22 protein-coding genes are annotated in these 24,319 nt (G+C 72.7%); 18 read left to right on the forward strand and 4 right to left on the reverse strand.

Annotated elements, in window-relative coordinates; translation table 11 throughout:
* The first annotated feature begins 249 nt into the window (after positions 1 to 249).
* Both ACFQSB_RS17440 and ACFQSB_RS17445 read left to right on the forward strand, forming a co-directional pair.
* On the forward strand, positions 250 to 777 hold the full coding sequence (locus ACFQSB_RS17440) for an RNA polymerase sigma factor (RefSeq protein WP_380827605.1): 528 nt from the start codon (positions 250 to 252) through the stop codon (positions 775 to 777).
* Positions 774 to 1,988: a CU044_5270 family protein gene (locus ACFQSB_RS17445; RefSeq protein WP_380827606.1), complete on the forward strand. Its 1,215-nt coding sequence runs from the start codon at positions 774 to 776 to the stop codon at positions 1,986 to 1,988. The genes ACFQSB_RS17440 and ACFQSB_RS17445 overlap by 4 nt, the downstream gene beginning before the upstream one ends.
* Before the next feature lie 166 nt (positions 1,989 to 2,154).
* Here ACFQSB_RS17445 and ACFQSB_RS17450 read toward each other — a convergent pair whose 3' ends face one another.
* Both ACFQSB_RS17450 and ACFQSB_RS17455 read right to left on the reverse strand, forming a co-directional pair.
* Complete coding sequence (locus tag ACFQSB_RS17450; RefSeq protein WP_380827608.1) at positions 2,155 to 3,561, reverse strand: glycoside hydrolase family 6 protein; 1,407 nt, start codon at positions 3,559 to 3,561, stop codon at positions 2,155 to 2,157.
* Positions 3,562 to 3,821: 260 nt separating this feature from the next.
* Entirely contained in the window at positions 3,822 to 4,307 is a 486-nt protein-coding gene (locus ACFQSB_RS17455; protein ID WP_354844260.1) for an MSMEG_6728 family protein, read from the reverse strand.
* 343 nt (positions 4,308 to 4,650) lie between these two features.
* On the opposite strand from ACFQSB_RS17455, the gene ACFQSB_RS17460 reads away from it, so the two are divergent.
* Positions 4,651 to 6,114, forward strand: coding sequence for a multicopper oxidase family protein (locus tag ACFQSB_RS17460; protein ID WP_380827609.1), 1,464 nt, complete (start codon positions 4,651 to 4,653; stop codon positions 6,112 to 6,114).
* Here ACFQSB_RS17460 and ACFQSB_RS17465 read toward each other — a convergent pair.
* Complete coding sequence (locus ACFQSB_RS17465; RefSeq protein WP_380827770.1) at positions 6,104 to 7,342, reverse strand: MFS transporter; 1,239 nt, start codon at positions 7,340 to 7,342, stop codon at positions 6,104 to 6,106. The two genes, ACFQSB_RS17460 and ACFQSB_RS17465, sit on opposite strands and share 11 nt — an antisense overlap.
* A 167-nt stretch (positions 7,343 to 7,509) precedes the next feature.
* On the opposite strand from ACFQSB_RS17465, the gene ACFQSB_RS17470 reads away from it, so the two are divergent.
* From ACFQSB_RS17470 to ACFQSB_RS17490, 5 genes are all read left to right on the forward strand, one after another.
* The gene (locus ACFQSB_RS17470; RefSeq protein ID WP_380827610.1) at positions 7,510 to 9,120 is read left to right on the forward strand and encodes an ABC-F family ATP-binding cassette domain-containing protein; all 1,611 of its coding nucleotides are present in this window, start codon (positions 7,510 to 7,512) and stop codon (positions 9,118 to 9,120) included.
* Positions 9,121 to 9,211: 91 nt separating this feature from the next.
* Positions 9,212 to 10,036: an FxLYD domain-containing protein gene (locus tag ACFQSB_RS17475; RefSeq protein ID WP_354844266.1), complete on the forward strand. Its 825-nt coding sequence runs from the start codon at positions 9,212 to 9,214 to the stop codon at positions 10,034 to 10,036.
* Positions 10,037 to 10,122: 86 nt separating this feature from the next.
* Complete coding sequence (locus tag ACFQSB_RS17480) at positions 10,123 to 11,226, forward strand: saccharopine dehydrogenase family protein (protein ID WP_380827611.1); 1,104 nt, start codon at positions 10,123 to 10,125, stop codon at positions 11,224 to 11,226.
* Between the two features lie 290 nt (positions 11,227 to 11,516).
* Positions 11,517 to 13,187 carry an RNA polymerase sigma factor gene (locus ACFQSB_RS17485; protein ID WP_380827612.1) on the forward strand — a complete coding sequence of 557 codons (1,671 nt, stop codon included), beginning with the start codon at positions 11,517 to 11,519 and terminating at the stop codon, positions 13,185 to 13,187.
* The gene (locus tag ACFQSB_RS17490; protein ID WP_380827613.1) at positions 13,171 to 13,833 is read left to right on the forward strand and encodes a hypothetical protein; all 663 of its coding nucleotides are present in this window, start codon (positions 13,171 to 13,173) and stop codon (positions 13,831 to 13,833) included. Before ACFQSB_RS17485 ends, ACFQSB_RS17490 begins: the two co-directional genes overlap by 17 nt.
* Before the next feature lie 181 nt (positions 13,834 to 14,014).
* Here ACFQSB_RS17490 and ACFQSB_RS17495 read toward each other — a convergent pair whose 3' ends face one another.
* A complete protein-coding gene (locus tag ACFQSB_RS17495) occupies positions 14,015 to 14,539 on the reverse strand; it encodes an inorganic diphosphatase (RefSeq protein WP_354844277.1) in 525 nt (174 codons plus the stop codon).
* Between the two features lie 99 nt (positions 14,540 to 14,638).
* On the opposite strand from ACFQSB_RS17495, the gene dacB reads away from it, so the two are divergent.
* The 10 genes from dacB to folK all read left to right on the forward strand — a co-directional run bounded on the left by dacB (position 14,639) and on the right by folK (position 24,269).
* Positions 14,639 to 16,042 (forward strand): D-alanyl-D-alanine carboxypeptidase/D-alanyl-D-alanine endopeptidase, encoded by a 1,404-nt coding sequence (gene dacB / locus ACFQSB_RS17500; RefSeq protein WP_380827615.1) that lies wholly within the window; start codon positions 14,639 to 14,641, stop codon positions 16,040 to 16,042.
* Positions 16,043 to 16,070: 28 nt separating this feature from the next.
* Entirely contained in the window at positions 16,071 to 17,162 is a 1,092-nt protein-coding gene (locus ACFQSB_RS17505; protein WP_380827616.1) for a zinc-dependent metalloprotease, read from the forward strand.
* Between the two features lie 64 nt (positions 17,163 to 17,226).
* On the forward strand, positions 17,227 to 18,204 hold the full coding sequence (gene tilS / locus ACFQSB_RS17510; protein ID WP_380827618.1) for a tRNA lysidine(34) synthetase TilS: 978 nt from the start codon (positions 17,227 to 17,229) through the stop codon (positions 18,202 to 18,204).
* Between the two features lie 13 nt (positions 18,205 to 18,217).
* Positions 18,218 to 18,775 carry a hypoxanthine phosphoribosyltransferase gene (hpt, locus tag ACFQSB_RS17515; RefSeq protein ID WP_354844288.1) on the forward strand — a complete coding sequence of 186 codons (558 nt, stop codon included), beginning with the start codon at positions 18,218 to 18,220 and terminating at the stop codon, positions 18,773 to 18,775.
* A gap of 282 nt (positions 18,776 to 19,057) precedes the next feature.
* Positions 19,058 to 21,076, forward strand: a complete 2,019-nt coding sequence (ftsH, locus tag ACFQSB_RS17520; protein ID WP_354925491.1) for an ATP-dependent zinc metalloprotease FtsH — start codon at positions 19,058 to 19,060, stop codon at positions 21,074 to 21,076.
* A 3-nt stretch (positions 21,077 to 21,079) separates the two neighbouring features.
* Complete coding sequence (folE, locus tag ACFQSB_RS17525) at positions 21,080 to 21,667, forward strand: GTP cyclohydrolase I FolE (RefSeq protein ID WP_354844294.1); 588 nt, start codon at positions 21,080 to 21,082, stop codon at positions 21,665 to 21,667.
* Between the two features lie 225 nt (positions 21,668 to 21,892).
* A complete protein-coding gene (folP, locus tag ACFQSB_RS17530) occupies positions 21,893 to 22,750 on the forward strand; it encodes a dihydropteroate synthase (RefSeq protein WP_354844297.1) in 858 nt (285 codons plus the stop codon).
* Positions 22,747 to 23,190, forward strand: a complete 444-nt coding sequence (locus ACFQSB_RS17535) for a nuclear transport factor 2 family protein (protein ID WP_354844300.1) — start codon at positions 22,747 to 22,749, stop codon at positions 23,188 to 23,190. Before folP ends, ACFQSB_RS17535 begins: the two co-directional genes overlap by 4 nt.
* A gap of 216 nt (positions 23,191 to 23,406) precedes the next feature.
* Positions 23,407 to 23,763: a dihydroneopterin aldolase gene (gene folB, locus ACFQSB_RS17540; RefSeq protein WP_354925488.1), complete on the forward strand. Its 357-nt coding sequence runs from the start codon at positions 23,407 to 23,409 to the stop codon at positions 23,761 to 23,763.
* Complete coding sequence (gene folK, locus ACFQSB_RS17545; RefSeq protein ID WP_354844305.1) at positions 23,763 to 24,269, forward strand: 2-amino-4-hydroxy-6-hydroxymethyldihydropteridine diphosphokinase; 507 nt, start codon at positions 23,763 to 23,765, stop codon at positions 24,267 to 24,269. Before folB ends, folK begins: the two co-directional genes overlap by 1 nt.
* Positions 24,270 to 24,319: the final 50 nt, after the last annotated feature.

The following is a 24,319-nucleotide window of genomic DNA, read 5'->3' on the forward strand; positions in this document are numbered from 1 at the left end:
GCGGGCGCGACGGGTGGCCTCGGCCTCGCTCCCGCCGGCCGGACCGCGCGATTTCCGGCGTCTTCCACACTGACGGCCGCGGCCGGGCGGATCCATGTCGTCCGTATCCAGGGACAAGTCATCCCTGGCACGGGGCGGCGGTTGGTAGCGTCGGGAGACTTCGGGGTATTTGACGTTTTTTGTAACACTCGGCGGGCTCGGCCCACTACCTCGTGTCGGAACGAACACCCGGGACGAAGGGGGCGGGCGGTGACGGATGACGCCCAGCGGTTCACCACCATGTACGACCAGTGCCGCCAGCGCGTATGGGCCTACGTGGTAGGCCAGGCAGGCCGGCAGGTCGCGGACGAGGTGGTGAGCGAGACCTTCGCCATCGCCTGGCGCAGGTTCGGCGACATGCCGGAACCCGCGCTGCCGTGGCTGCTGGTCGTCGCCCGCAACGTGCTGCGCGACAACATCCGCGCCGAGATCAGGCGCGAGTCGCTCGCCGCCGAGCTGCGCGCCTGGACCGAGGAGGACCCCGCCGAGCAGGTGACCGAGCGGCTGGCCGTCCTGAAGGCGATGACCTCCCTGACCGAGGAGGATCGCGAGCTGCTGATCCTCGTGGCGTGGCACGGCCTGACCCCGCGCGACGCGGCGCGGGTCGTCGGATGCTCGCAGGCGACCTACCGCGTGCGGCTGCACCGGGCCCGCAAACGGCTGGTCCAGGCGATGAGGACGGCGCCGGCGCCCCACCGTCCCACCCGGGTGCGCAATCTCAGTGAGGAGTGGTCATGAACCCGATGGATCAGCTGCGGGCGGCGCGCCCGGTGCACCTCGACGACGCGCCGGTGGACGCGCGCACCCGGGCCGCCGAGCTCTCCGCCGCCATGGCGGGACGCGCGCCGCGGCGTGCGGCCGGCCGGACGCGCCGAGCACGTGACGGCAGGCCGGCGTGGGTCCTGGGCGGTCTGGCCGCCGCGGCCGCCGCCACGGCCGTCGCCGTCGCCGTGGCGGGCGCCGGCGGCTCCGCGCCGGCGCCGAGCCTCGCCCTGCCCGCTCCCTCGACCTCGAGCGGCGGGCCGGTCGTCCGGCTGTCGGCCGAGCAGGTGCTGCTCGCCGCGGCCGAGTCGTCGCTGAAGGCCCCGGCCACGACCGGGGCGTACTGGTACGTCGAGTCCGAGGACGGCAGCGCCTACGAGGCCGGCGACGCCGTCCGGTACATCGTGCACAGCACCGGCCGCGGCCGCACCTGGGTGGCCCGCTCACCGCGGGGCACGAGCTGGTGGGTGAGCCAGGACCTCGGCACCCGGCCCGCCCCCGGCGCCGAGGACGCGTGGAAGCGGGACGGCTCGCCGTCCAGATGGACGGTCGAGCTGCCCGTCCCCAAGAAGGGCGACAAGTCCGCGACCAAGCGACTGGAGCTCGGCGGCGAACCGCGCAAGCCGTTCGGCAACCCCATCAACGTCGGGGACAAGGTCGCCGACCTGGCCGGCCGCAACGTGTCGGTGGCCGAACTGCAGGCACTGCCCACGACCGCGGACGCGCTGAAGCGGCGCCTGCTCCAGGGCTACGCCGGTCACGGCACCGAGTCCGGGGACAAGATGGACGCCGACTCCTGGCTCTACCAGGTCACCTCCGGCCTGCTCAGCGACATGCCGGTGAAGCCCGCGGTGCGGGCGGCGGCGTACAAGGTGCTCGCCGGGCTGGGCGGCGTCCGGTCGCTGGGAGAGGTCACCGACGCGCTGGGCCGCGAGGGCCAGGGCATCGCGCGGGCCGAGAACTGGTCGGGCGGCGACTTCGAGCGGCAGATCATCATCGACCCCGCGACGGGGGTCCTGCTGACCGACCAGATCGTCGCCGTCCACCCCGGCGGCGCCTACGCCTGGGCCGAGCCCGGCACCGCCACCTGGTGGCACGCCATCACCAAGGCCGGATGGACCGACGACGAGCCCGTCAAGCCGGACCACTACGACACCCCCGGCCCGGCCCGGCCCAGCGCCTCCTGACGGAGGCTCGCGGAAGGGCGGTCCGCCTGGCGGACGTAGGCGCCGCCCGATTCTCCCGCGGAAGGGGTCCCGGGCCCGCCCGGCCCCGGACGTGACCGAGCCTCTGCGCGGCGGGCGGTGCGCAGAGGCTCGGCGGTTCACGGGACGGGCCGGGACCCGCCCGGGTTCAGGAGGCGGTGCAGGTCAGGGAAGGCGTGCCCGAGGCGCTGCCGTTGGCCAGGAAGCCGAAGTTGGTGTTCCCGCCGGCCCCCAGACTGCCGTTGTAGCTCGCGTTGGTGACGCTGACGTTGGCGCCGCTCGCCGACAGGGTGCCGTTCCACACCTGCGTGATCGACTGGCCGCCGGAGAAGGTCCACTGGACCCGCCAGCCGCGGATGGCGGCGTTGCCCGCCGTCACCGTCACCTCACCCTGGAAGCCGCCCGACCAGCTGTTGGTCAGCTTGTAGGCCGCCGAGCATCCTCCGGGCTGCGGGGTGGGAGTCGGGGTGGGAGTGGGAGTCGGGGTCGGGGTCGGGGTCGGCGTGGGGGTCGGCGTCGGCGTCGGCGTCGGAGTAGGCGTGGGAGTGGGAGTGGGAGTCCGCGTCGGGGTCGGCGTCGGGGTGTTGGTGGGCGGCGGCGCGGCGATGGCCAGGTCGTAGGCCCGCTGCGGCACGAACTGCCCGGCGGGGGCGATGCAGCCGTCCGACTCGCCCGGCGGCTTGGTCCACAGATAGGCGTCGATCGCGGAGTCGCCGGTGTTGGTCGTGCTCCAGGTGCCGGTGGCGCGCCCGCCCGGGTCGCACCACTCGCTGCCCGCAGGGCCGTTGCCGTTGCGGCTGGTGTCGACGACGGCCTTCAGCCCCGAGACGCCGGTCGCCGAGATGATGCTCTTGGCGTAGGACACCAGGCCGGAGGTCGCCCGGTAGTTGGAGGTGTTGACGGCGATGCCGTTGGCGCTGTTGGCGACGTCGGCGCCCCTCAGCCGGTTGGCGGCCTCGGAGGGCGACAGCCACGCGTCGTGGCCGATGTCGAAGTACACCTTGACCTGCGAGGAGGTGGCCCTGAACTTCTTGCCGGCGTAGGCCATGGACGCCTGGACCTCGGCCTGCTGCGAGGAGTTCATGCAGTTGGGCATGATCGCCAGGGCGTCGGGCTCCAGGACGATCGTCGCCGGGCGGCCGCCGAGGCCGGCCGCGACCTGGTCGATCCAGGCCCGGTAGGAGGAGTGGTCGGGCGCGCCGCCCGCGCTGGCGCCGCCGCAGTCGCGGTTCGGCATCTCGTACACGACCACGATCGGGATCTTGCCCGCCGAGGCGGCGGCGCCGACGTAGGCGTCGACCTGGCTCCGCACGGTGCTGGGGTTGTAGCTGGCGAACCAGCGGCCCTGCGGGACGGCGGCGATGCGGTCCCTGATCACCGCGGTCTTGCTGTCATTGGGGTTGGCGGCCACCCATTTGGCGGCGTTGGTCTGCGGGTCGACGTAGAAGGCGGAGTCGGCGGCCTGGGCGGGGGGTGAGGCGAGGACGACCGCCCCGGCCGCGACCGTGGTGGCCGCGCCCAGGACGGTCGTCCACAGGGGCTTTCTGCGAGCCATGCGATAACTCCCGTCTAAGGTGGGAGCGCTCCCACCGCTTTGTCCGGATGGTAGGTAGCCGCGTGCCCCTCCCAGAAGGCCCCATATGGCGCGGGCGGCCTCCCGCCCTCATACCCGCAGGAAGAACGCCTCCAGGACCGTTATCGCAGCTGAAACTTTCAGCACAACCGCCCTGCGCGGGCGGTGATGGGCGGTCACACCCGGCTCCGTTCGCGCCAGGTCACTCCGGCGGAGACCAGGTCACTCCGGCGGAAGCCAGGTCACTCCGGCGGAAGGCAGGCCGGGAGCCGGTCGGAGGCGGGCCAGACATAAGGAAGATCGTCGGGCTCGTCGCCGAAGATCGGCCGGTAGAACTCCGGGGCCTTGCGCAGCAGCGCCGAGCGGTGACTCAGGTGCAGGGCGCGGTCCCCCAGCCACGGCGGCAGCTCGTCGGCCCCGCCCAGCAGCGACTGCGGCCGGGGCGCGGCGACGGCGCAGTGCTCGGCCAGCTCGCGGGTCATCGTGCCCAGGCAGGTGTCGGCCCGGCCCAGGGAGCACCACTCATGGCACACGGCGACGCCGTAGGCGACCAGGGCCTCCTCATAGCCGGCCCACATGCGCACGACGGGGTGGTGGCGCCAGCCGTACCCGCGCACGGTGAGCGCGCGCAGCACCTGGAGCGCCTCGACCCGCTGCTTGCCGAGCCGGCGCGGGTCCAGCACCCGCGCCGTGGCGGTGAAGTCGGGATAGGGAAGGAAGGTCTGCATCGCCGCCCTCCGGGCGTTCCGGCGAAGCCCGTTCTCCGTGCTGCGAGCCCGTGTGCGGCCGCTGTTCTCCGTCTTGCGAAGCTCGTGTGCGGCCGCTGTTCTCCGTCCTGCGAAGCCGTGCGCGGCCGCCGTTCTCCATCCTACGAAGCCCGCCCCGGCGGGCCGTCGCCGCGTTCCCCGGCTTCACCGCCGGGTTGACGTTCCGTCGGGCCGCCAGGACGAGCAATTTGGAGGAAGCACGCCAATAGCCGCGGATGGCACGTTCTTGGTGGGCGAATGTCTCGCCGGGGGTGATGCGGCGGTTCACAGGGGCCGCCCCGGACGCGCAGCGATTGGGGAACCGATGCTGAACCGACGACGATTGATCGCGGCCGGTGCCACGACCGTGGGCGGGGCGATGCTGCTCCCGTTCACCGGCCTGACCGGGGCGGGAGCGAACGACGTCAAGGCGCCCGCCGTCAAGGCGCGCCGCTTCGGCGCCCGGGGGACCGCCAAGGCCCTCACCCCGTCCGTCAGCCCGTTCTCGGTGCGGATGCCGGTGCCGCAGGTGCTCCAGCCGGCGCAGTCGACCAGCTCCGCCGACGTCTACAAGGTGGTCATCAAGCCCGCCGTGGCCGAGATTCTTCCCGGGGTGCAGACCCCGGTGCTCACCTACGGCGGCCAGTTCGTCGGCCCGACCATCCGCGCCAGGACGGGACGCCCCGTCAAGATCGTGTACGGCAACCGGCTGGACGCGCCCGCGAACGTGCACCTGCACGGCGGCCACGTGCCCGCGACCAGCGACGGCCACCCGATGGACCTCATCCAGCCCGGCGAGGCGCGGCTGTACGACTATCCCAACACCCAGCAGGGCGCGACGCTGTGGTACCACGACCACAGCCACGGCACGGAGGCCGAGCACGTCTTCCGCGGGCTGCACGGGTTCTACCTGATCGAGGACGAGGCCGAGCGGTCGCTGCGCCTGCCCTCCGGCGCCTACGACGTGCCGATCATGCTGCGCGACGTCGAGTTCGAGCAGAACGGCGAGCTGCTCTTCTTCGACGACCCGGCCAACCGCACCACCATCCTCGCCAACGGCGCGATCCAGCCGTACTTCCCCGTCGCCGCGCGCAAGTACCGGTTCCGGCTGCTCAACGCCTCCAACGAGCACGTCTTCCAGCTCAACCTGGGCGGCCGCGAGATGGTGAAGATCGCCTCGGACGGCGGCCTGCTGCCCGCGCCGGTGCCGCTGACCGAGCTGGTGCTCGCCTCCGCCGAGCGCGCCGAGATCGTGATCGACTTCGCGCGCTACCCGGTCGGCTCGCAGCTCGTGCTGTCCAACGGCTCCACGCCGGTGCTGCGCTTCGACGTGACGCGGACGGCGACCGACGACAGCCGCCTGCCCGGCACGCTGCGCCCGCTGCCCACCCTGCCCGCGGCGACGGTCACGCGGGACGTGGCGATGAGCTTCGACCTGACCGGGGCCAACCCCATCGGCATGGTCAACAACCAGCCCTTCGACCCCAACCGCGTCGACTTCCAGATCAAGCGCGGCTCCACAGAGATCTGGCGGGTCAGCAACGCCGACACCATCGGCGTCGACCACACCTTCCACATGCACCTGGTGCAGTTCCGGGTGCTCGACCGCAACGGGGCGGCGCCGCTGCCGCAGGACGCCGGGCTGAAGGACACGGTGCACCTGCCCGCGAACGGGTCGGTGCGCGTCCAGGCCACCTTCACCGACTACGTCGGGCGGTACGTGTACCACTGCCACTACCTGGAGCACTCCTCGATCGGGATGATGGCCCAGATGGAGATCATTCCTTAGCGGGACGCCGGCCGCCCAGCCACAGGCCCAGGGCGATGAGCACGTAGACCACGGCCGCCAGGGCGAACAGCGGGCCGGGGCCGAGCCAGGTGGACCCCAGGCCGTACAGGGCGTACACCGGCGTGGTCACCAGGTCGGCGCCGAGGCCGGCGATCGAGGTCACCGTCGCCCTGGACCGGTCGGTGAGGTGTCCCTGCAGGCGGGTCTCGGCGGCGGTCATGCTCCACTGGAAGACCCCGTAGGCGGCGGCGACGAGCACCATGCCGGCGGGACGGCCGCTGAGGGCGCCGGCCGCCAGCGCCACGGCGGCGACGGCCAGCGCCGGCGCCGCCCAGCGTGTGCCGCGCCCGGCGAACCACCCGCCGAGCGCGGTCGCCGCCGTGACCAGCAGCACCAGCAGCGGCACGGCGGCGTCGCCGGCGCCGGTCGCCCCGGCCAGCAGCGGGAGGTACTCGTCGAGCGAGTACACGCCCATGAGCACCACGACGAGCACCATGGCGCTCCTGACCGCAGGCGTGTGGCGCACCTCGGCGAGGCCGGCGCGCAGCACCGCGCGAAGGCCCTCCTCGTGCCCGGACCTGGCGACGGACCCGTCCGAGGGCAGTCCGCTCGGCTCGACCGCGGAATCGGCGCCGGGCTCGGCCGCGGGTACGGCCCCGGGCTCGTCCGCGGAGGGGGAGGAGCCGGGGCCCGGTGCGGCGCGGGACTCGGGGAAGCGGCGCGCGACGAGCGCGCCGAGGAGAAGGGCCGCCACGCTGGCGACGCCCACCGCGAGGTAGCCGCCCGCGGCCATCACCGGGGTCGCCAGGCCGGTCGCCGCCATGACGGCGATCATGCCGACCGCCTCGGCGCGGCCGGTCAGCCGCGCGTACGAGCCGGCCCGGCCCAGGGCGGCCAGTTCCTCGTACACCAGCGCCTGCAGCGTGCCCGACCTGATCGCCCCGCCGGCGCCCCACAGCACGAAGCCGAGCGCGAAGGAGCCGTAGGACGGGAAGAACGTCCACGCGGCGTAGCCGGCGGCGGTGACGAGCGGGGCCAGGGCCAGCAGCCGCCTGCGGGAGTAGGCGTCGGCCCACACTCCGGACGGCACCTCGACCAGGATCGAGGTGAGCGCCCACACCACGAACAGCGAGGAGATCTCGGCCGTGGACAGCCCGGTGTCCGCGAACAGCAGGGCGTACACCGGATAGAGAAGGACGAAGTCGTCCAGGAACGCGTAGGCGTACAGCGTTCCCGCAAGACGGTTCTCAGGTGAGGATCAATGTCGCCACTTCATGCCCAGACCATACGCGCGTGCGCGGGCCCGGCGGAAGTGATATTCGGGCGGCGGGAAATGAAGGTGCGCCGGCGGGCCCGCGCTGGATACTCTCCGCGGTGAAGGCTGGGGAGGTCGTCGTGGCGCATGTAGAGGTCGGCCGTCTGACGTACGTGCTGCCGGACGGACGCCCGTTGCTCAACGAGGTGTCCTTCCGCGTCGGCGAGGGGGTCAAGGCGGCCCTGGTCGGGCCGAACGGGGCGGGCAAGACGACGCTGATGCGGCTCATCGCCGGCGATGCGCGGCCGGTCGAGGGCAGCGTCGCCTCCTCCGGCGGCCTCGGCGTCATGCGCCAGTTCATCGGCGGCATCCGCGACGGCCGCACGGTCCAGGATCTGCTGCTGTCGGTGGCCCCCGAGCGCGTGCGCGAGGCCGCGCACCGGCTCAACGAGACCGAGCTGGCCATGATGGAGCGCGACGACGAGAAGACGCAGATGCGCTACGCCCAGGCCATCACCGACTTCACCGACGCCGGCGGGTACGACATCGAGGTCCTGTGGGACACCTGCACGATGGCCGCGCTCGGCGCCCCGTACGACAACGTCAAGTACCGCGAGGTCAACACGCTGTCCGGCGGCGAGCAGAAGCGCCTGGTGCTGGAGGCCCTGCTGCGCGGGCCCGACCAGGTGCTCCTGCTGGACGAGCCGGACAACTACCTCGACGTGCCGGGCAAGCTGTGGCTCGAACAGGCGCTCAGGGAAACGCCCAAGACCGTCCTGCTCGTCTCGCACGACCGCCAGCTCCTGGCCAACGCCGCCGACCGCATCGTCACCGTCGAGTCGGGCAGCGTGTGGATCCACGGCGGGGGCTTCGCCACCTACGCCGCCGCCCGCAAAGAGCGCAACGAGCGCCTGGACGAGCTGCGCCGCCGCTGGGACGAGGAGCACGCCAAGATCAAGCGCCTGGTCGCGATGCTCAAGCAGAAGGCCATGTACAACGACGGCATGGCCCCGGCCTACCACGCGGCCCAGACGCGCCTGCGGCGGTTCGAGGAGGCCGGGCCGCCCGAGGTCGCGCCCAAGGACCAGTTCATCAGCATGCGCCTGCGCGGCGGGCGCACCGGCAAGCGGGCGGTGATCTGCGAAGGGCTCGAGCTGACCGGCCTCATGCGCCCCTTCGACCTGGAGGTCTGGTACGGCGAGCGCGTCGCCGTGCTCGGCTCGAACGGCTCGGGCAAGTCGCACTTCCTGCGCCTGCTCGGCGGCGACGACGTCGGGCACAGCGGCGTCGCCAGGCTGGGCGCGCGGGTCGTCCCTGGGCACTTCGCCCAGACGCACGCCCGGCCCGAGCTGCGCGGGCGCACGCCCTGCGAGATCGTCATGAGCGAGCACGCCAGGCTCAAGAACGAGGCGATGAAGGCGCTGGCGCGCTACGAGCTGGCCGGCGGCGTCGCCGAGCAGCGCTTCGAGACGCTGTCGGGCGGCCAGCAGGCCCGCCTGCAGATCCTGCTGCTGGAGCTGTCGGGCGCGACGCTCCTGCTGCTGGACGAGCCGACCGACAACCTCGACCTGGCGAGCGCGGAGGCGCTGCAGGAAGGGCTCGGCCACTTCGACGGCACGGTGATGGCCGTGACGCACGACCGGTGGTTCGCCGCCGACTTCGACCGCTTCCTGGTCTTCGGCGCCGACGGCCGGGTGTACGAGGCGCCGGAGCCGGTCTGGGACGAGGCCAGGGTGGTCCGCGAGCGCTGAGGCGTGGGCGGGGTGGCCGGGTCGTAAAGATTTGGTGCGGCTTGCGCGTGTCGGAGGAGTCGCGCCCGACTGGCCGGGCTATGACGGCCTTGTGACCCAGCGTAGTCGACACACGACAGCACTCGCACTGGCACTCGTCCTGGCGGCGGCCGCGCCGCTCGGCGGGTGCGGCGGCGACGAGCGCGGGCCCGAGGGGCCCCGGCTCAAGCCACTCGTGATCAAGGAGCAGACGTCGTCGGTCACCCAGGGGGCGGGTGGCTACGTGGTGACGTGGGCGGGCGTCGTCGCCAACCCGAACCGCTGGTACTTCGGCGAGAACGTCGCCGCGACGGTGGTGGGCCGCGACGCCGCCGGCAAGGAGGTCGTGCGCATGGAGCAGCCTCTGGACGCCGTGCCGCCGTCGGGGGCGCTGAAGTTCACCGGCCAGGCCACGGCCTCGGCCCGGCCCGTCGACGTCAAGCTCACCTACAAGCCGGCCGTCTGGCGGCGGGCCACGCGCGTGCCGTCGGCGTACGTGCCGTTCCCGATCTCCTCGGCCGGCACCGAGAAGCTCGGCAACGGCTCCTACCTGGTGACCGGCGCGGTCGCCAACCCGTACGCGAAGGCCGCGACCAGCCTGGTGGTGACCGCGCTCCTGCGCGACAGGGCGGGCAAGCTGGTCGGCGGCGCCAGCACGTACGTGGACGACGTGCACGCGGGCGCGCCCCGCCGGTTCGTGCTCACCGTGGACAGCCTCAACGGGGCCGGCGCGGTGGCGAGCACCGACATCACCGCCCGCACGTGGGGGTCGAGCGGCAGGCCCTACGAGGAGCTGGCCCTGAGCGGCGCCGTCCCGGCGAGCACCGTCCGTCCGCGGACCCCGCCCTTCACCAGGGATCGCGGATACCAGGCGATGCCGGTCGACCGACGGCCGTGAGCGCCGGGCTGGCGGGACCCGTCCCCGGCGACGGACGCCCGGCCGCACTATGGATCTTGAAATCACCGGCGGGTTACGGTACTTACATGACATCCCCCCGGATAGTCCTTTTCGGCGCCACCGGGTTCACCGGCCGGCTCACGGCCGAGGCCCTGCTCGCCGGCGGCGCCCACCCGGTCCTGGCCGGACGTGACCCGCGGCGCCTGGCGGCACTGGCCTCGTCCTTGCCGGTGGAACTGCCCACAGCGGTCGCCGACGTGAACCGGCCGGCGACGCTGCGGCGCATCATCGAGCCGGGGACGGTGCTGATCTCGACCGTGGGGCCGTTCGCCCGGTGGGGCGAGCCCGCCGTGGAGGCCGCCATCGAGGCGGGCGGCGTCTACCTGGACTCCACGGGAGAGCCGACGTTCATCCGGCGGATCTTCCAGCGGTACGGGCCGGCCGCGGCCGCGTCGGGCGCCACGCTGCTCACGGCCTTCGGGTACGACTACGTGCCGGGCAACCTCGCGGCCGAGCTCGCGTTGCGCAAGGCGGGCCCGGAAGCGGTCCGGGTCGACGTCGGGTACTTCGTCCGCGGCAACATGGCCCGCCGGGCGAGTGCGGGGACGCGGGCCTCGGCCCTCGGCATGGTCCTGGAGCCGATGTACGGCTTCCGTGACGGCCGCATCCTGCGCGAGCACGGGCGCACCCGCCTGTTCACCGTGGACGGCCGGGACAGGCACGCGCTGTCGGTGGGCGCCTCCGAGCACTTCGCCCTGCCTCGCACGCATTCTGGGCTGCGGGAGGTCAACGTCTATCTCGGGTGGCTCGGCGGCCTGACCAGGGCCGCGGGCGTGCTGTCCAAGGCGACGCCGTTCATCGCGGCGATCCCGGGCGCCAAGCGGGTCACCGAGGCGGCCGCCGACCGGATCGTCCGGTCGGGGGGCCACGGCGCGGCGGTCCCGGGCGGCGACGGGATCACCTCGCAGATCGTCGCCGAGGCCTACGACGTCAGCGGCAGGCGGCTGGCCGAGGTCGAGTTGCACGGCGGAGACCCGTACGACTTCACCGCGCGCGTGCTGGCGTGGGCGGCCGTCACCGCGGCCACAGGGGGCGTGGGCGCCTGTGGAGCGGTGGGACCGGCGGAGGCGTTCGGCCTGGACGCCCTCGCCCGCGGCTGCGAGGAGGCGGGGATGCGTGCGGCGACCTGAACGGGCGTGTCCCTGGAGTCCCCGACGCGTCTTTCGGCCGTGCCGGAAATCACCCGTCATAAGGTGATGAAAGGGTGTCCGGCGCCGCGGGGTGACCTCGCTGCGGCGAACATCTGCCCAGCTCATCGCCGTGCTGGCCATCTAATGGTGATTTGTCGAATTTGATGCGCATATCGTCGGCCAGGAGTCCCGGACAATCTTGCCGGTGTTCATTACGGTATTAATACAACGCAGGTCATTGTCCGGGAAACGGTGGAGCGAGCAGTTACCAAGCCTTTACTGTCGGTGACATGAATGACAGCGTCCTGGTCGAGGCGCTCCGCGCCCGCGATCCTGGGGCCCTCGCTGCCCTCTACGACACCTACGCCGAGAGCATCTACAGATACGCCCGGACACTGCTCGAAGGCCCCGACAGCGCCCAGGTCGCGCTGCGCGACACGCTGATCGCGGCGGAGGCCCACGTCCACGCCCTGGCCGATCCCGGGCGGCTGCGCGTCTGGCTCTACGCGCTGGCGCGGGGCGAGTGCGTGCGCAGGCGGTCGGCACTGCGGGCGATGGAGGCCGGCGACGAGACCGAGGCCGCGCCGGCGGCTCCCGGCGGCGCGGACGGCGATCTCCGGCTGGTCGCCGTGAACGCCGTCGCCGCCCTGCCCGAGGACGAGCGGGAGGTCCTCGACCTGCTCACCCGGCACGGCATCCCCGAGGACGAGCTCGCCGCCGTGCTCGGCACCACGGCCGAGCACGCAGAGCAGCTCCACCAGTCCGCCTGCCACCGCCTGCAAGATCTCGTCACCACCGAGATCCTCACCCGCAACGCCTCGCACGACTGCGACGGCAGGGCGCGCGTCCTGGACGGCTTCACCGGCGAGCTCGACCAGCGGACGCGCGAGCTGCTGCTGGAGCACATCGATCACTGCACGGTCTGCGCCCCCCACCGCGAGCGCCAGGTCTCGGCCGCCAAGGTGTTCAACCTGCTGCCCCTCCCCGAGCTGCCCGAGACGCTGCGCGTGCGCGTGATGAGCTGCTTCATCGATCCCGAGCTCGTGCCCTACCGCCGGTTGGTCGCCCGCCGCACCGGCCTGCTCGACCCCGCCGGGTTTCCCGTCCACGAGACCAGAAGGGTTCGGCGGGCGCCTGCGCTGGTTGCGGGCGCTGTGGCGGCGCTGGCGATCGTCGTAGCCGCCGCCGCGCTGGTCGGCGCGGTGCGCGACGCCGAAGGCCCGGCCGTGAGCACCGGCTTCGTCGCTCTCCCCGTTCCGGACGCGTCCTCCTCCGTCCCCGCCTCGCCGGGCGCCTCCACGCGGCCGCACACCTCGCTCACGCCCATCGCCGCAGGCACCTCCTCCGCCCCGCCCGGGCGGTCGGTGGTCCTGCCGGTGGCGCCGGTCATGGCCATCGGGCCCACGGCCGCCGCCTTCGCCCCGCCGCACGTCTCCTCCCCGGCCTCGCCGACCACGCGCGCCCCCCGGCCGCCGCGGCCGTCCTCGCCCGCCCCGACCGCCCGGCCCTCCGCCCCGACCCCCCGTCCGACCGCCCCGCCGACCGCCACGCCTCCGGGGCAGGGCCCGCCCACCGCCCCGCCCTCGGCGCCCCCCACGCCTCCCCGCCCGCCGCGCGAGCGGCCCCCCGTCCCCCGGCCGTCGCACACCCACCAGAACCACCCCAGGCGCACCCCGTGCCCCCAAAGGACGCGCCCGGCGCCGACCGCCACCCCCACGCCCACCGGCTCGGGCGGGTCGTCCCCCGCGCCGACCGGGGGGTCGTCCCCCGCGCCGACCGGCTCGGCGGGGTCGTCCTCCTCCGTGCCCAGCGGTTCGAGCGGGTCGTCCTCCTCCGCGTCGGCCGGTTCGAGCGGCTCGTCCTCCTCCGCGTCGGCCGGGTCGGGCCGGTCCGCTCCGGCCGGGCGCACGGTCGTCCGGGCGGCCCGGCCCCAGGGCACGGGCCGTGTTCACCGTCAGTGACGACTCACCCCTGGGTTGCCGGGTCTTCCCGCGGCCCGTCGCGTCCGGCCTGACCGTCCTGGTCCCTCGCGTCCACCGCGCCGACTGGCCGGTCTGGCTCGACCCGGGGCCGCGCATGCTGCGCGACGTGCTCGAACTGTGCCGCCTGCAGACCGCCCGCGGGCTCGCGGTGCTCTCCTGGCTGTCGGACGGCGAATCCCCGGCCGACGTGAGCTGGCTGTGGCCGGGCCGCCGCCTCGCCGGGCCGCGCCAGCAGCTCATGTACGGCGCCGCCTCCGCGGTGCCCGGCCCCGTGCTCGGCCTGGTCGTCGCCAACTGGACCTGGGTGCTGGACACCCGCTTCGCCGGCCAGGTCATCGCCCCCTACCTGGCCGGCACCGCCTATCCCGACGACGGCTACACCGCCGCCCAGGCCACCGTCACGCTGATGCGCATCTGGGAGCGGCACGCGGAGGCCAGGCCGGCCCTGGGCGCCGCCTGGGCCGTGTGCCGCACGCTCGCCGACTGGTGCAAGGCCGCCGAGCTGGGCGCCGCGTACGGGCGCCCGGCCCCCGTCTTCACCTACCCGCGCGCCCCGCTCCCCCCACCGGCCGGGGTGCGGCCGTGGATCTCCCGCCTGCTCCGCCTGGATGGTGACTCAGCGTAGTCGTCCGGGTGTGTGCGCCACCGGCGCGGGGAAAACCCGTGAGATGTGCCACACGACGCCGCGACCGCCGCTCGCCCGGGGAGGGCCCGGGCGCGCCCGCCCGCCGCGGCGGCCGGGGCGCGAGCCGGGCCATGTGCCGCGACCTACGCCGGGACGTGTGCCGGGCGATGTGCCGGGACGGTCAGTGCCCGTCGGCGCCGGGGTGCTCGCTCCCGAAGGCGGCCTCGTGGTCGAGGTGGCGCTTGATCGAGCGCTGGATCTCGATCTCGGCCTCCGTGCGGCCGACCCAGTTGGCGCCCTCGACCGACTTGCCGGGTTCGAGGTCCTTGTAGACCTCGAAGAAGTGCTGGATCTCCAGCCGGTCGAACTCCGGGACGTGGTGGATGTCGCGGATGTGCTCCATGCGAGGGTCGGTGGCGGGGACGCACAGCACCTTGTCGTCGCCGCCCTTCTCGTCGGTCATCCGGAACATGCCCACGGCCCGGCAGCTGATCAGGCAGCCGGGGAACGTCGGCTCCTGGAGGAGCACCAGCGCGTCGAGCGGGTCGCCGTCCTCGCCGAGGGTGTTCTCGATGAAGCCGTAGTCGGCGGGGTACTGCGTGGAGGTGAAAAGAAGGCGGTCCAGCCGGATGCGGCCCGTCTTGTGATCGACCTCGTACTTGTTGCGTTGTCCCTTGGGGATCTCAACGACAACGTCGAACTCCACTGCGGTTCCTCCGCTCAAGCCTCCCGGATGGTCCGGGGCGGCGTTAATGTCTCGTAGGCGTATATCCAGGATGACGCATTCGGGAAAGAGGTCGGTGAGGTGGTGCGGCGCGAGCGCTTGGTCGCGGTGACGACCCTCGCCCTGCTCCAGCTCTTCGTGTGCGCGGCGGGCGCGTACTTCCTCACCCGCGGCGAGCCGGGCTCCCCTCGGGTGAAGCCGCCGGTCGCGGGTTCGCCACGCACCTCCCCGCCCGCCGCCATCGTGACCGCGGGCCCGGTGCTGGCCGCCGCCCCCGACGGGCCTCTCCCCGCGAAGGGTACTTTGGCCTCCCGCCTGTCCCGTGCCCTCGGCGACTCCGCGCTCGGCGGCAGCGTGGGCGCGGTCGTGGTCGACGTCGTCGGCGGGGGCACTCTGTACGGCAGCAGGGCCGACACCGGCCTCACCCCGGCCTCCACGACCAAGGTCGCGACCGCCGTCGCGGCGCTGACCTCCCTCGGCCCCGACACCCGCGTGGCCACCCGCGTCGTCCAGCGCAAGCCCGGCGAGATCATCCTGGTCGGCGGCGGCGACCCGACGCTCGCCGGGCCGAGGGCGAACCTGTCGGCCTCCTATCCCCGCTTCGCCTCGCTGGCCATGCTGGCCTCCCGCACCGCGCAGGCGCTGAAGGCCGCGGGCGTGTCCTCCGTGCGCCTGTCCTACGACGACTCGCTGTTCAGCGGGCCCCGCACCGCGCCGGGGTGGAAGCCCGGGTACGTGCCGGAGGGCAGCGTCGCGCCGGTGACGGCGCTGACCATCGACGAGGGCCGCCAGGACCCGCGGGGCTCGGCGCGGTACGCCGACCCGCCGCGCTCGGCGACCGAGGCGTTCGCGTCCCTGCTGCGCCGCGGCGGCATCAAGGTCGCCAAGTCGCCCGGGCGGTCCGGCGCCCCGGCCGCCGCCCGCGAGGTCGCCAGGGTGGAGTCGCCGCCGGTGTACGAGCTGGTCGAGCACATGCTGACCCAGAGCGACAACGACCTGGCCGAGGGGCTCGCCCACCTGGTGGCGGTCAAGGAAGGCGCGCCCGGCACGTTCACGGGCGTCGCCCGGGCCGTCACCGGGACGCTGAAGCGGCTGGGCGTCGCCGGAGGCGTCACGGTCTTCGACGGCAGCGGGCTGTCCACCCGCAACCGCATCACCCCCGCCGCGCTCGCCCGCCTGATCGCCCTGTCGGCCTCCCCGGCCAATCCCCGTCTGCACGCCGTCATCAGCGGGTTGCCCATCGCCGGGTTCACCGGCACGCTCGGCCACCGGTACGACAAAAAGGACAGCAAGTCGGCTGCGGGAGTGGTACGGGCCAAAACGGGCACGTTGAACGGGGTGAACACCCTGACCGGTCTCTCCAGGACCGCCGACGGCCGGCTGGTGGCCTTCGCGTTCATGGCCGACAAGGTGAGCGATCCCGACGGGGCCGTGGCGGCGCTCGACCGGCTGGCCGCGCTCGTCAGCGGATGCGGTTGCCCATAATCGCACCGCACGACGTACGGTGGTGAACATGCAGGTGATCGACTGGGATCTGGCCGTCTCGACCGGTGTCCGTCTTGTGCGCCCCGGGCCGCAGGTGAGCCGAGAGGAGGCCCGCCACGCCGTCACCGAGCTCCGGCGGCTCTCGCGCGAGGCCGAGGGGCACGTACAGGAATTCGCGCGCATCAACGGCGCGGCAGAGCCCGAGGAGGCGACGGTCGTCGACCGGCCGGGCTGGATCCGCGCCAACGTGGAAGGGTTCCGGGTCGTCCTGGAGCCCCTGACCGAGCGCATGAACGCCCGGCGCACGCAGATCCCCGCCCTGGTGGGCGCGGTGGGCTCGCGGGTCACCGGCGTCGAGGTCGGCGCGGTGCTGGCGTTCCTGGCGACGCGCGTCCTCGGGCAGTACGAGCTGTTCCTGCCGCCCGACCCGAGCGGACAGGCGCCCACCGGCCGGCTCACGCTGGTCGCTCCCAACATCGTCCACACCGAGCGCGAGCTGGGCGTCGACCCCCGTGACTTCCGGCTGTGGGTCTGCCTGCACGAAGAGACCCACCGGGTGCAGTTCACCGGCGTGTCGTGGCTGCGCGAGTACGTGCGCGCCCAGATGACCGAGTTCCTGCTCGCCTCCGACATCGACCTCGGCACCATGCTCGAGCGCCTGCGCGCGGCCTCCGACGCCGTCGCCGACGCCATCAAGGGCGGCGAGGGCAACCTCATCGACGCCATCCAGACCCCCGAGCAGAAGGAGATCCTCGACCGGCTGACGGCCGTGATGACCCTGGTCGAGGGCCACGGCGACTACGTGATGGACGCCGTCGGGCCGGCCGTGGTGCCCTCGGTGGCCGACATCCGCGCCAAGTTCCAGCACCGCAGGCACGGCGGCTCGCGGTTCGACAGGACGGTCAGGCGGCTGCTCGGCGTCGACCTCAAGCTCAAGCAGTACGCCGAGGGGTCGGCCTTCGTCCGCAAGGTCGTCGAGGAGGTCGGCGTCGACGGGTTCAACCGCGTGTGGGGATCGCCCACGACGCTGCCCGACCACAGCGAGATCCGCAACCCCGAGGCGTGGATCGCGCGCGTGGTGCGCGCCCCCGAGCTGCCCTCCGCCAACGGGCACGCCTGACCACGGCGTGTCCTGACCCGGCCGGTGGTCGGCGCCGCCGGCCGGGCGCACCACACTAGGACGCATGGGACCTCATCCCGCCGTCGCCCGGATCCGCCGTGAGCTGCGCCTGTCGCTGGCCGGCCTGCCGAGGGGAGCCCTGGTGCTGGCGGCGTGCAGCGGGGGCGCCGACTCGCTGGCGCTCGCGGCCTGCCTGGGGTTCGCCGCGCCGCGCCTGGGCCTGCGCGCCGGGCTGCTGACGGTCGACCACGGGTTGCAGGAGGGTTCCCGCGAGCGGGCCGAGGAGGTCGCCCGCCTGGCGGCCGGGCTCGGGCTGGAGCCGGCCGAGGCGCTCACGGTGACGGTGGGCACGGCGGGCGGCCCGGAGGCCGCCGCGCGGGAGGCCAGGTACGGGGCGCTGTCGTCGGCGGCGGAGCGGCTCGGCGCGTCGGCCGTGCTGCTGGGGCACACGCGTGAGGACCAGGCCGAGACCGTGCTGCTGCGGCTCGCGCGGGGAAGCGGCACCCGGTCGCTGGCGGGGATGCCGGCGGCCGCGGGGCTGTACCGCAGGCCGCTGCTCGGCGTCGCCCGGCGCGCCACCCGTGCCGCGTGCGAGGCGCTGGGCCTGGTGCCCTGGGAGGACCCGCACAACGCCGATCCCGCCTACACCCGGGTCCGGGTCCGCCACGACGTGCTGCCGGTGCTCGAACGGGCGCTCGGGCCGGGCGTCACCGAGGCGCTGGCGCGCACCGCAGGGCTCTGCAGGGACGACGCCGACGCGCTGGACGCCTGGGCCGACGAGGTCTGCGCGCGGCTCGGCGACACCGGCGCCGGGCTGGCCGTCGCCGAGCTGGCCGGCCTGCCGGCCGCCGTGCGCCGCCGGGTGATCCAGCGGGCGGCCCTGGCGGCGGGCGCGGCGGGCTCGGCGCTGGCGGCCGTGCACATCGAGCAGGTGGACCGCCTGATCACCGCCTGGCGGGGCCAGCGGATGGTGGAGCTACCCGGGGGGGTGGGCGTGGTGCGGCGGTATGGCACCCTGATATTCGCCAGCACCCTCACATGAAGGAAAACCGCAGGTGGACGCAGCCGACATGGGCATGGACCTGGAGAAGGTCCTCATTCCCGAGGAAGAACTTCAGGCGAAGATCAAGGAGCTCGCCGGACAGATCGACGCGGACTACGCGGGCAAGAACCTGCTGATCGTGGGGGTGCTCAAGGGTGCGGTCATGATCATGGCCGATCTGGCGCGCGCCCTGCACGTCGAGGTGCAGATGGACTGGATGGCCGTCTCGTCGTACGGGGCGGGCACCAAGTCGTCGGGCGTGGTCCGCACCCTCAAGGACCTCGACACCGACATCGCCGGGCGGCACGTGCTGGTGGTGGAGGACATCATCGACTCGGGGCTGACCCTGTCGTGGCTGGTGCACAACCTGCAGTCGCGCAACCCGGCGTCGGTGGAGATCTGCACCCTGCTCCGCAAGCCCGACGCGGTGAAGGTGCCGATCGATGTGAAATATGTCGGTTTCGACATCCCCAACGAATTCGTGATCGGGTATGGGCTGGACTATGCCGAGCGCTTCCGCAATCTCCCCTTCATCGGCACCCTCGCCCGCCACGTCTACGGGGCCGAGTAAGCCCTGAGCGAAGTTCCAACTCGCCAAGTGCTGGAATACACCGTCAATCGGTCTCGCCGTGGGGAACACGGGACCGCCTGACGTACGTTGGTAGGACAAAGCCGGTGTCGCCGGAGCAGTGACCCTGCGCGGCGGCCCGGTGTACCTTCGGAGGTCTCCGGAGGTGTGATCGCCTCCGGGTGGTCATTTGCAGGAGCGGTTCGGGATGCCGCTAACCCCGGGTTCGCCCGGGGCGTCAGGCCGTGTTCAGGAAGGGACGGGCCCGCAGGGGTTCCGCATCGGATGGATCTCAAGCGATTTACACGTGGGCCACTGCTGTGGATCCTGGGCATCGTCGTGCTGCTCCTGCTCGCCTCCACATTCTGGAGCGGCAACAGCAACTATGCCCAGAAGGACACCTCGTTCGTCATCAGCCAGATCCAGAGTGGCAATGTCGACAACGCGGTGATCGTCGACAAGGACCAGCGCATAGAGATCAAGACTCTCCAGAAGGTCAACGGAGAGGACCGCTTCTACGCGTACTGGGTCCAGGGTCAGGGCGTCGAGCTGCAGCGGCAGCTCCAGGCCCAGGTCGACGCCAAGAAGCTGCCGAACGGCTACAAGATCACGGTGCCGACCGAGAACTTCCTCGTCGGCCTGCTGATCAGCTTCCTGCCGATCGTCATCATCGTCCTGATCTTCCTGTTCATCATGAACCAGATGCAGGGCGGCGGTTCCCGGGTGATGAACTTCGGGAAGTCCCGGGCCAAGCTCATCACCAAGGACACCCCCAAGACCACCTTCGCCGACGTCGCCGGCGCGGACGAGGCCATCGAGGAGCTCCAGGAGATCAAGGAGTTCCTGCAGGCCCCGGCCAAGTTCCAGGCGATCGGCGCCAAGATCCCCAAGGGCGTGCTGCTCTACGGCCCGCCCGGCACCGGCAAGACCCTGCTGGCCCGCGCCGTCGCGGGCGAGGCGGGCGTGCCGTTCTACTCCATCTCCGGCTCCGACTTCGTCGAGATGTTCGTCGGCGTCGGCGCCTCCCGGGTCCGTGACCTGTTCGAGCAGGCCAAGGCCAACGCCCCCGCGATCATCTTCATCGACGAGATCGACGCCGTCGGCCGGCACCGCGGCGCGGGCCTCGGCGGCGGCCACGACGAGCGCGAGCAGACCCTCAACCAGCTCCTCGTCGAGATGGACGGCTTCGACGTCAAGGGCGGCGTGATCCTCATCGCGGCCACCAACCGGCCCGACATCCTCGACCCGGCCCTGCTGCGTCCCGGCCGGTTCGACCGCCAGGTCGTCATCGACCGTCCCGACCTCGAGGGCCGCAAGGGCATCCTGCGGGTCCACGGGCGCGGCAAGCCGTTCGCGCAGGACGTCGACCTCGACGTCATCGCGCGGCGCACGCCCGGGTTCACCGGCGCCGACCTGGCCAACGTGATCAACGAGGCGGCGCTGCTGACCGCCCGCCAGGACCAGAAGCTCATCACGATGAACACCCTCGAGGAGTCCATCGACCGCGTGATGGCGGGTCCCGAGCGCAAGAGCCGGGTCATGTCCGACCAGGAGAAGAAGATCATCGCCTACCACGAGGGCGGCCACGCCCTGGTGGCGCACGCCCTGCCGAACTCCGACCCGGTGCACAAGATCACCATCCTGTCCCGGGGCCGGGCGCTGGGCTACACGATGACCCTCCCCATGGAGGACAAGTTCCTCGCCACCCGGTCCGAGATGCTCGACCAGCTCGCCATGCTGCTCGGCGGGCGCACGGCCGAGGAGCTCGTCTTCCACGAGCCGACGACCGGCGCGGCCAACGACATCGAGAAGGCCACCTCCATCGCCCGGCGCATGGTCACCGAGTACGGCATGAGCGAGCACCTCGGCGCCCGCAAGTTCGGCACCGGCAACAGCGAGGTCTTCCTCGGCCGCGACATGGGCCACGAGCGCGACTACTCCGAGAAGATCGCCTCCACGATCGACGAGGAGGTCCGGCGCCTCATCGAGGCCGGGCACGACCAGGCGTGGGAGATCCTCGTCCAGTACCGCGACGTGCTGGACAACCTGGTGCTCGAGCTCATGGAGAAGGAGACCCTCTCCCGCGAGCAGGTGCTGCAGATCTTCGCCTCCGTGGTCGTGCGCGAGAAGCGGCCGTCCTACTCCGGTTACGGCAAGCGGCTCCCCTCCGACCGCCCGCCCATCCTGACGCCCAAGGAGATCGCGGGCAACGGCAACGGGGCCGCGCTCCCGGCCGGCTCCCCGGCCGTCCCGGGCACGGGCCTGACCAACGACCACCACCCGGCGCCCCAGGACGAGGCCTGACGGGTGTCCGTGAAGCCGCTCAAGGTCGACTCGGACCGGATCGAGAAGGCCGTTCGCGAGATCCTGCTCGCGATCGGTGAAGATCCGGACCGAGACGGCCTGCTCGACACCCCGGCCCGGGTCGCCCGCGCGTACGCCGAGCAGTTCGCCGGGCTGGGGCAGAGTCCCGAAGAGGTCCTGACCACCGTCTTCGACGCCGACCACGACGAGATGGTCCTGGTCAAGGACATCGAGGTCTTCTCCACCTGCGAGCATCACCTGGTGCCCTTCCACGGGGTCGCCCACGTCGGCTACATCCCGAACGAGAAGGGGCAGATCACCGGTCTGTCCAAGCTCGCCAGGCTCGTCGACGTCTACGCCCGGCGCCCTCAGGTGCAAGAGCGCATGACCTCGCAGATCGCCGACGCGCTGATGGGCGTGCTCGCGCCGCGCGGCGTCATCGTCGTGATCGAGGCCGAGCACCTGTGCATGACGATGCGCGGCGTGCGCAAGCCGGGCGCCAAGACCATCACCTCGGCGGTGCGGGGCGACTTCCGCGAGAGCGACAAGACCCGCGCCGAGGCCATGGCCCTCATCCTCGGCCGTCACTGATCCCTTCCTCCGGCCCACCCAGGCTTCCGCGTGACGCCAGCCGGGCCGGTCGGGCGCGTCAGGCGAGGCGGGGCACTTGGGGTCGCTGTCCGCCCCTTGGCGCCGTCGCCCGGCGCGCAGGTGACGATGGGGACATCCCGGGCGGGTCCGTGTCGGGTCGATTCGTTATCCACAAGCCGGACCCATGGCACAGATCGTCATCGGGGAGCACCTAGGCTTGACGCCATGACCGCATGGAGGGTGCCGGGGTTGCCCCACGAGGGGCGCTGTCTGGTCATGGGCGTGGTCAACGTCACCCCTGACTCCTTCTCCGACGGCGGCGAGTGGTTCGATCCCGACGTCGCGGTGCGACACGGCCTCGACCTGGTCGAGCAGGGCGCCGACATCGTCGACGTGGGCGGCGAGTCCACCCGCCCCGGCGCCGCGCGCGTCCCCCTGGCCGAGGAGCTGCGCCGGGTCGAGCCCGTCATCCGCACGCTCGCCGAGCACGGGGTGACGGTCAGCGTCGACACCATGCGCGCCGAGGTCGCCGAGGCGGCCGTGCGGGCCGGGGCCGCCCTGGTCAACGACGTCAGCGGCGGCCTGGCCGACCCGGCGATGCCCCGCGTGGTCGCCGCCGCCGGGGTGCCCTACGTCGTGATGCACTGGCGCGGCCACAGCCACGAGATGGAGGCCAGGGCCGTCTACTCCGACGTGGTGACCGAGGTCACCGAAGAGCTTCGCAAGCGCGTCGACTCCGTGCTGGCCGAGGGCGTCGACGAGCGGCAGATCGTCGTCGATCCCGGGCTCGGCTTCGCCAAGCGGGCCGAGCACAACTGGCCGCTGCTCGCCGCCGTCGGCAGGCTCGGCGAGCTCGGATACCCGGTCATCATCGGCGCCTCGCGCAAACGGTTCCTCGGCCGCCTGCTCGCCGGTCCCGACGGCACGCCGAGGCCGTTCGACCGGTCAGACGACGCCACGCTCGCCGTCACGGCGCTGGCGGCCCACGCCGGCGCCTGGTGCGTCCGGGTCCACCAGGTGCGGCCCAACGCCGACGCCGTCCGCGTCGCGGCGGCCTGGCGGGGCGCGGAGGGGGTTCGATGAGCACGACCCACGCTGAGATCGAGAAGCTCAACGAGGCGTTCTACACCGCCATCGAGGGCGGCGACCTCGACCGCATGACCGAGATCTGGGCCGAGGACGGCGAGGGCCGGGTGGCGATGTGCGTCCATCCGGGCTGGCCCATGCTCACCGGGCGCGCCGAGGTGCTGCGCTCGTGGGCGCTCATCATGGCCAACACCCCCTACATCCAGTTCGTGCTGACCGACGTGCGCACGACGGTGATCGGCGATGTGGCGGTGTTGACCTGCGCCGAGAACATCCTGACCGCCGCCGACACCGAGGACGCCACCTTCGCGGCGGGCCGGGTGGTGGCGACCAACACCTTCGTCCGCACCACCGGCGGCTGGCGGCTGTGGTTCCACCACGGGTCCCCGGTCCTGCAGGCCGACGGCGACGACGACGAAGAAGAGAGCGACGAGTGACCTTCCCGCGGCCCTCCCCCCTCCTCGCGGCCCCGCGGGGGCCTGCGGGCCGCGGGCAGAGCGTCCGGGTGGGCTCCGCGGCGCGCGGGTGTCGTCATGCTCTGCCGGGTTCCTCCGCCCGTGGGTCCCGTCGTGCACGGGCGGGCGCGCGCGGGGCCGGTTCCGCGGCCGGGTGGCGGGGATAGTGATGGGCGATCGGTCAGGGGGATGAGCACCATGGACAGCGTGAGCCTGGTCGGCCTGCGGGCACGTGGCAGGCACGGGTGCCTGCCCGCCGAGCGCGAGCTGGGCCAGGAGTTCGTGGTGGACGTCACGCTCCACCTCGACACGGCCCCGGCCGCCGCCGGCGACGACCTGACCAAGACGGTCGACTACGGCGAGCTGGCGCTGCGGCTGGCCGCCATCGTCGAGGGTGAGCCGGTCAACCTCATCGAGACGCTGGCGCATCGCCTGGCGGACGCCTGCCTGGCCGCCGAGCTGGTCGAGGAGGCCGAGGTCAAGGTGCACAAGCCCGCCGCGCCCATCCCCGTTCCGTTCGACGACGTGGTGGTGACAGTCAGGAGGAGGCGGTAATGAAGGTCGTTCTGGCGCTCGGCAGCAACATCGGCCGCCGTTTCGAGACGCTGCAAGGCGCCGTGGACGCGCTGTTCGACGCGCCCGGGCTCGACTTCGTGGCGGTGTCCCCGGTGTACGAGACCGACCCGGTCGGCGGCCCGCCCGATCAGCGGCCCTATCTGAACGCGGTCGTGATCGGGAGCACCATGACGCTCGGGCCCCGTGCCATCCTCGAGCGCGCGCTCGGCGTGGAGACCGCGTTCGGCCGGGTGCGCACCGAGCCATGGGGGCCGCGCACCCTCGACGTCGATCTGATCATGGTGGGTGAGCTGCTGTCGGACGATCCCGAGCTCACGCTTCCGCACCCTCTGGCGCACGAGCGCGCGTTCGTGCTCGTCCCGTGGTCGCAGGCCGACCCCGGGGCGGTGCTCCCGGGCCGGGGGTCGGTCGCCGGCCTGCTCGCCGACCTCGACCAGAAGGGCGTCCGGCTCCGCCCCGATCTGGCGCTCCAGCCGCCCGACTGAGCGTGGTGCACGCGCCTCTCACAGGGTGGGCGGGCGTCCGCCTGGGCTCG

Origin of the sequence: Sphaerisporangium rhizosphaerae (genome assembly GCF_042665155.1) — a bacterium.
Classification (GTDB): domain Bacteria; phylum Actinomycetota; class Actinomycetes; order Streptosporangiales; family Streptosporangiaceae; genus Sphaerisporangium; species Sphaerisporangium rhizosphaerae.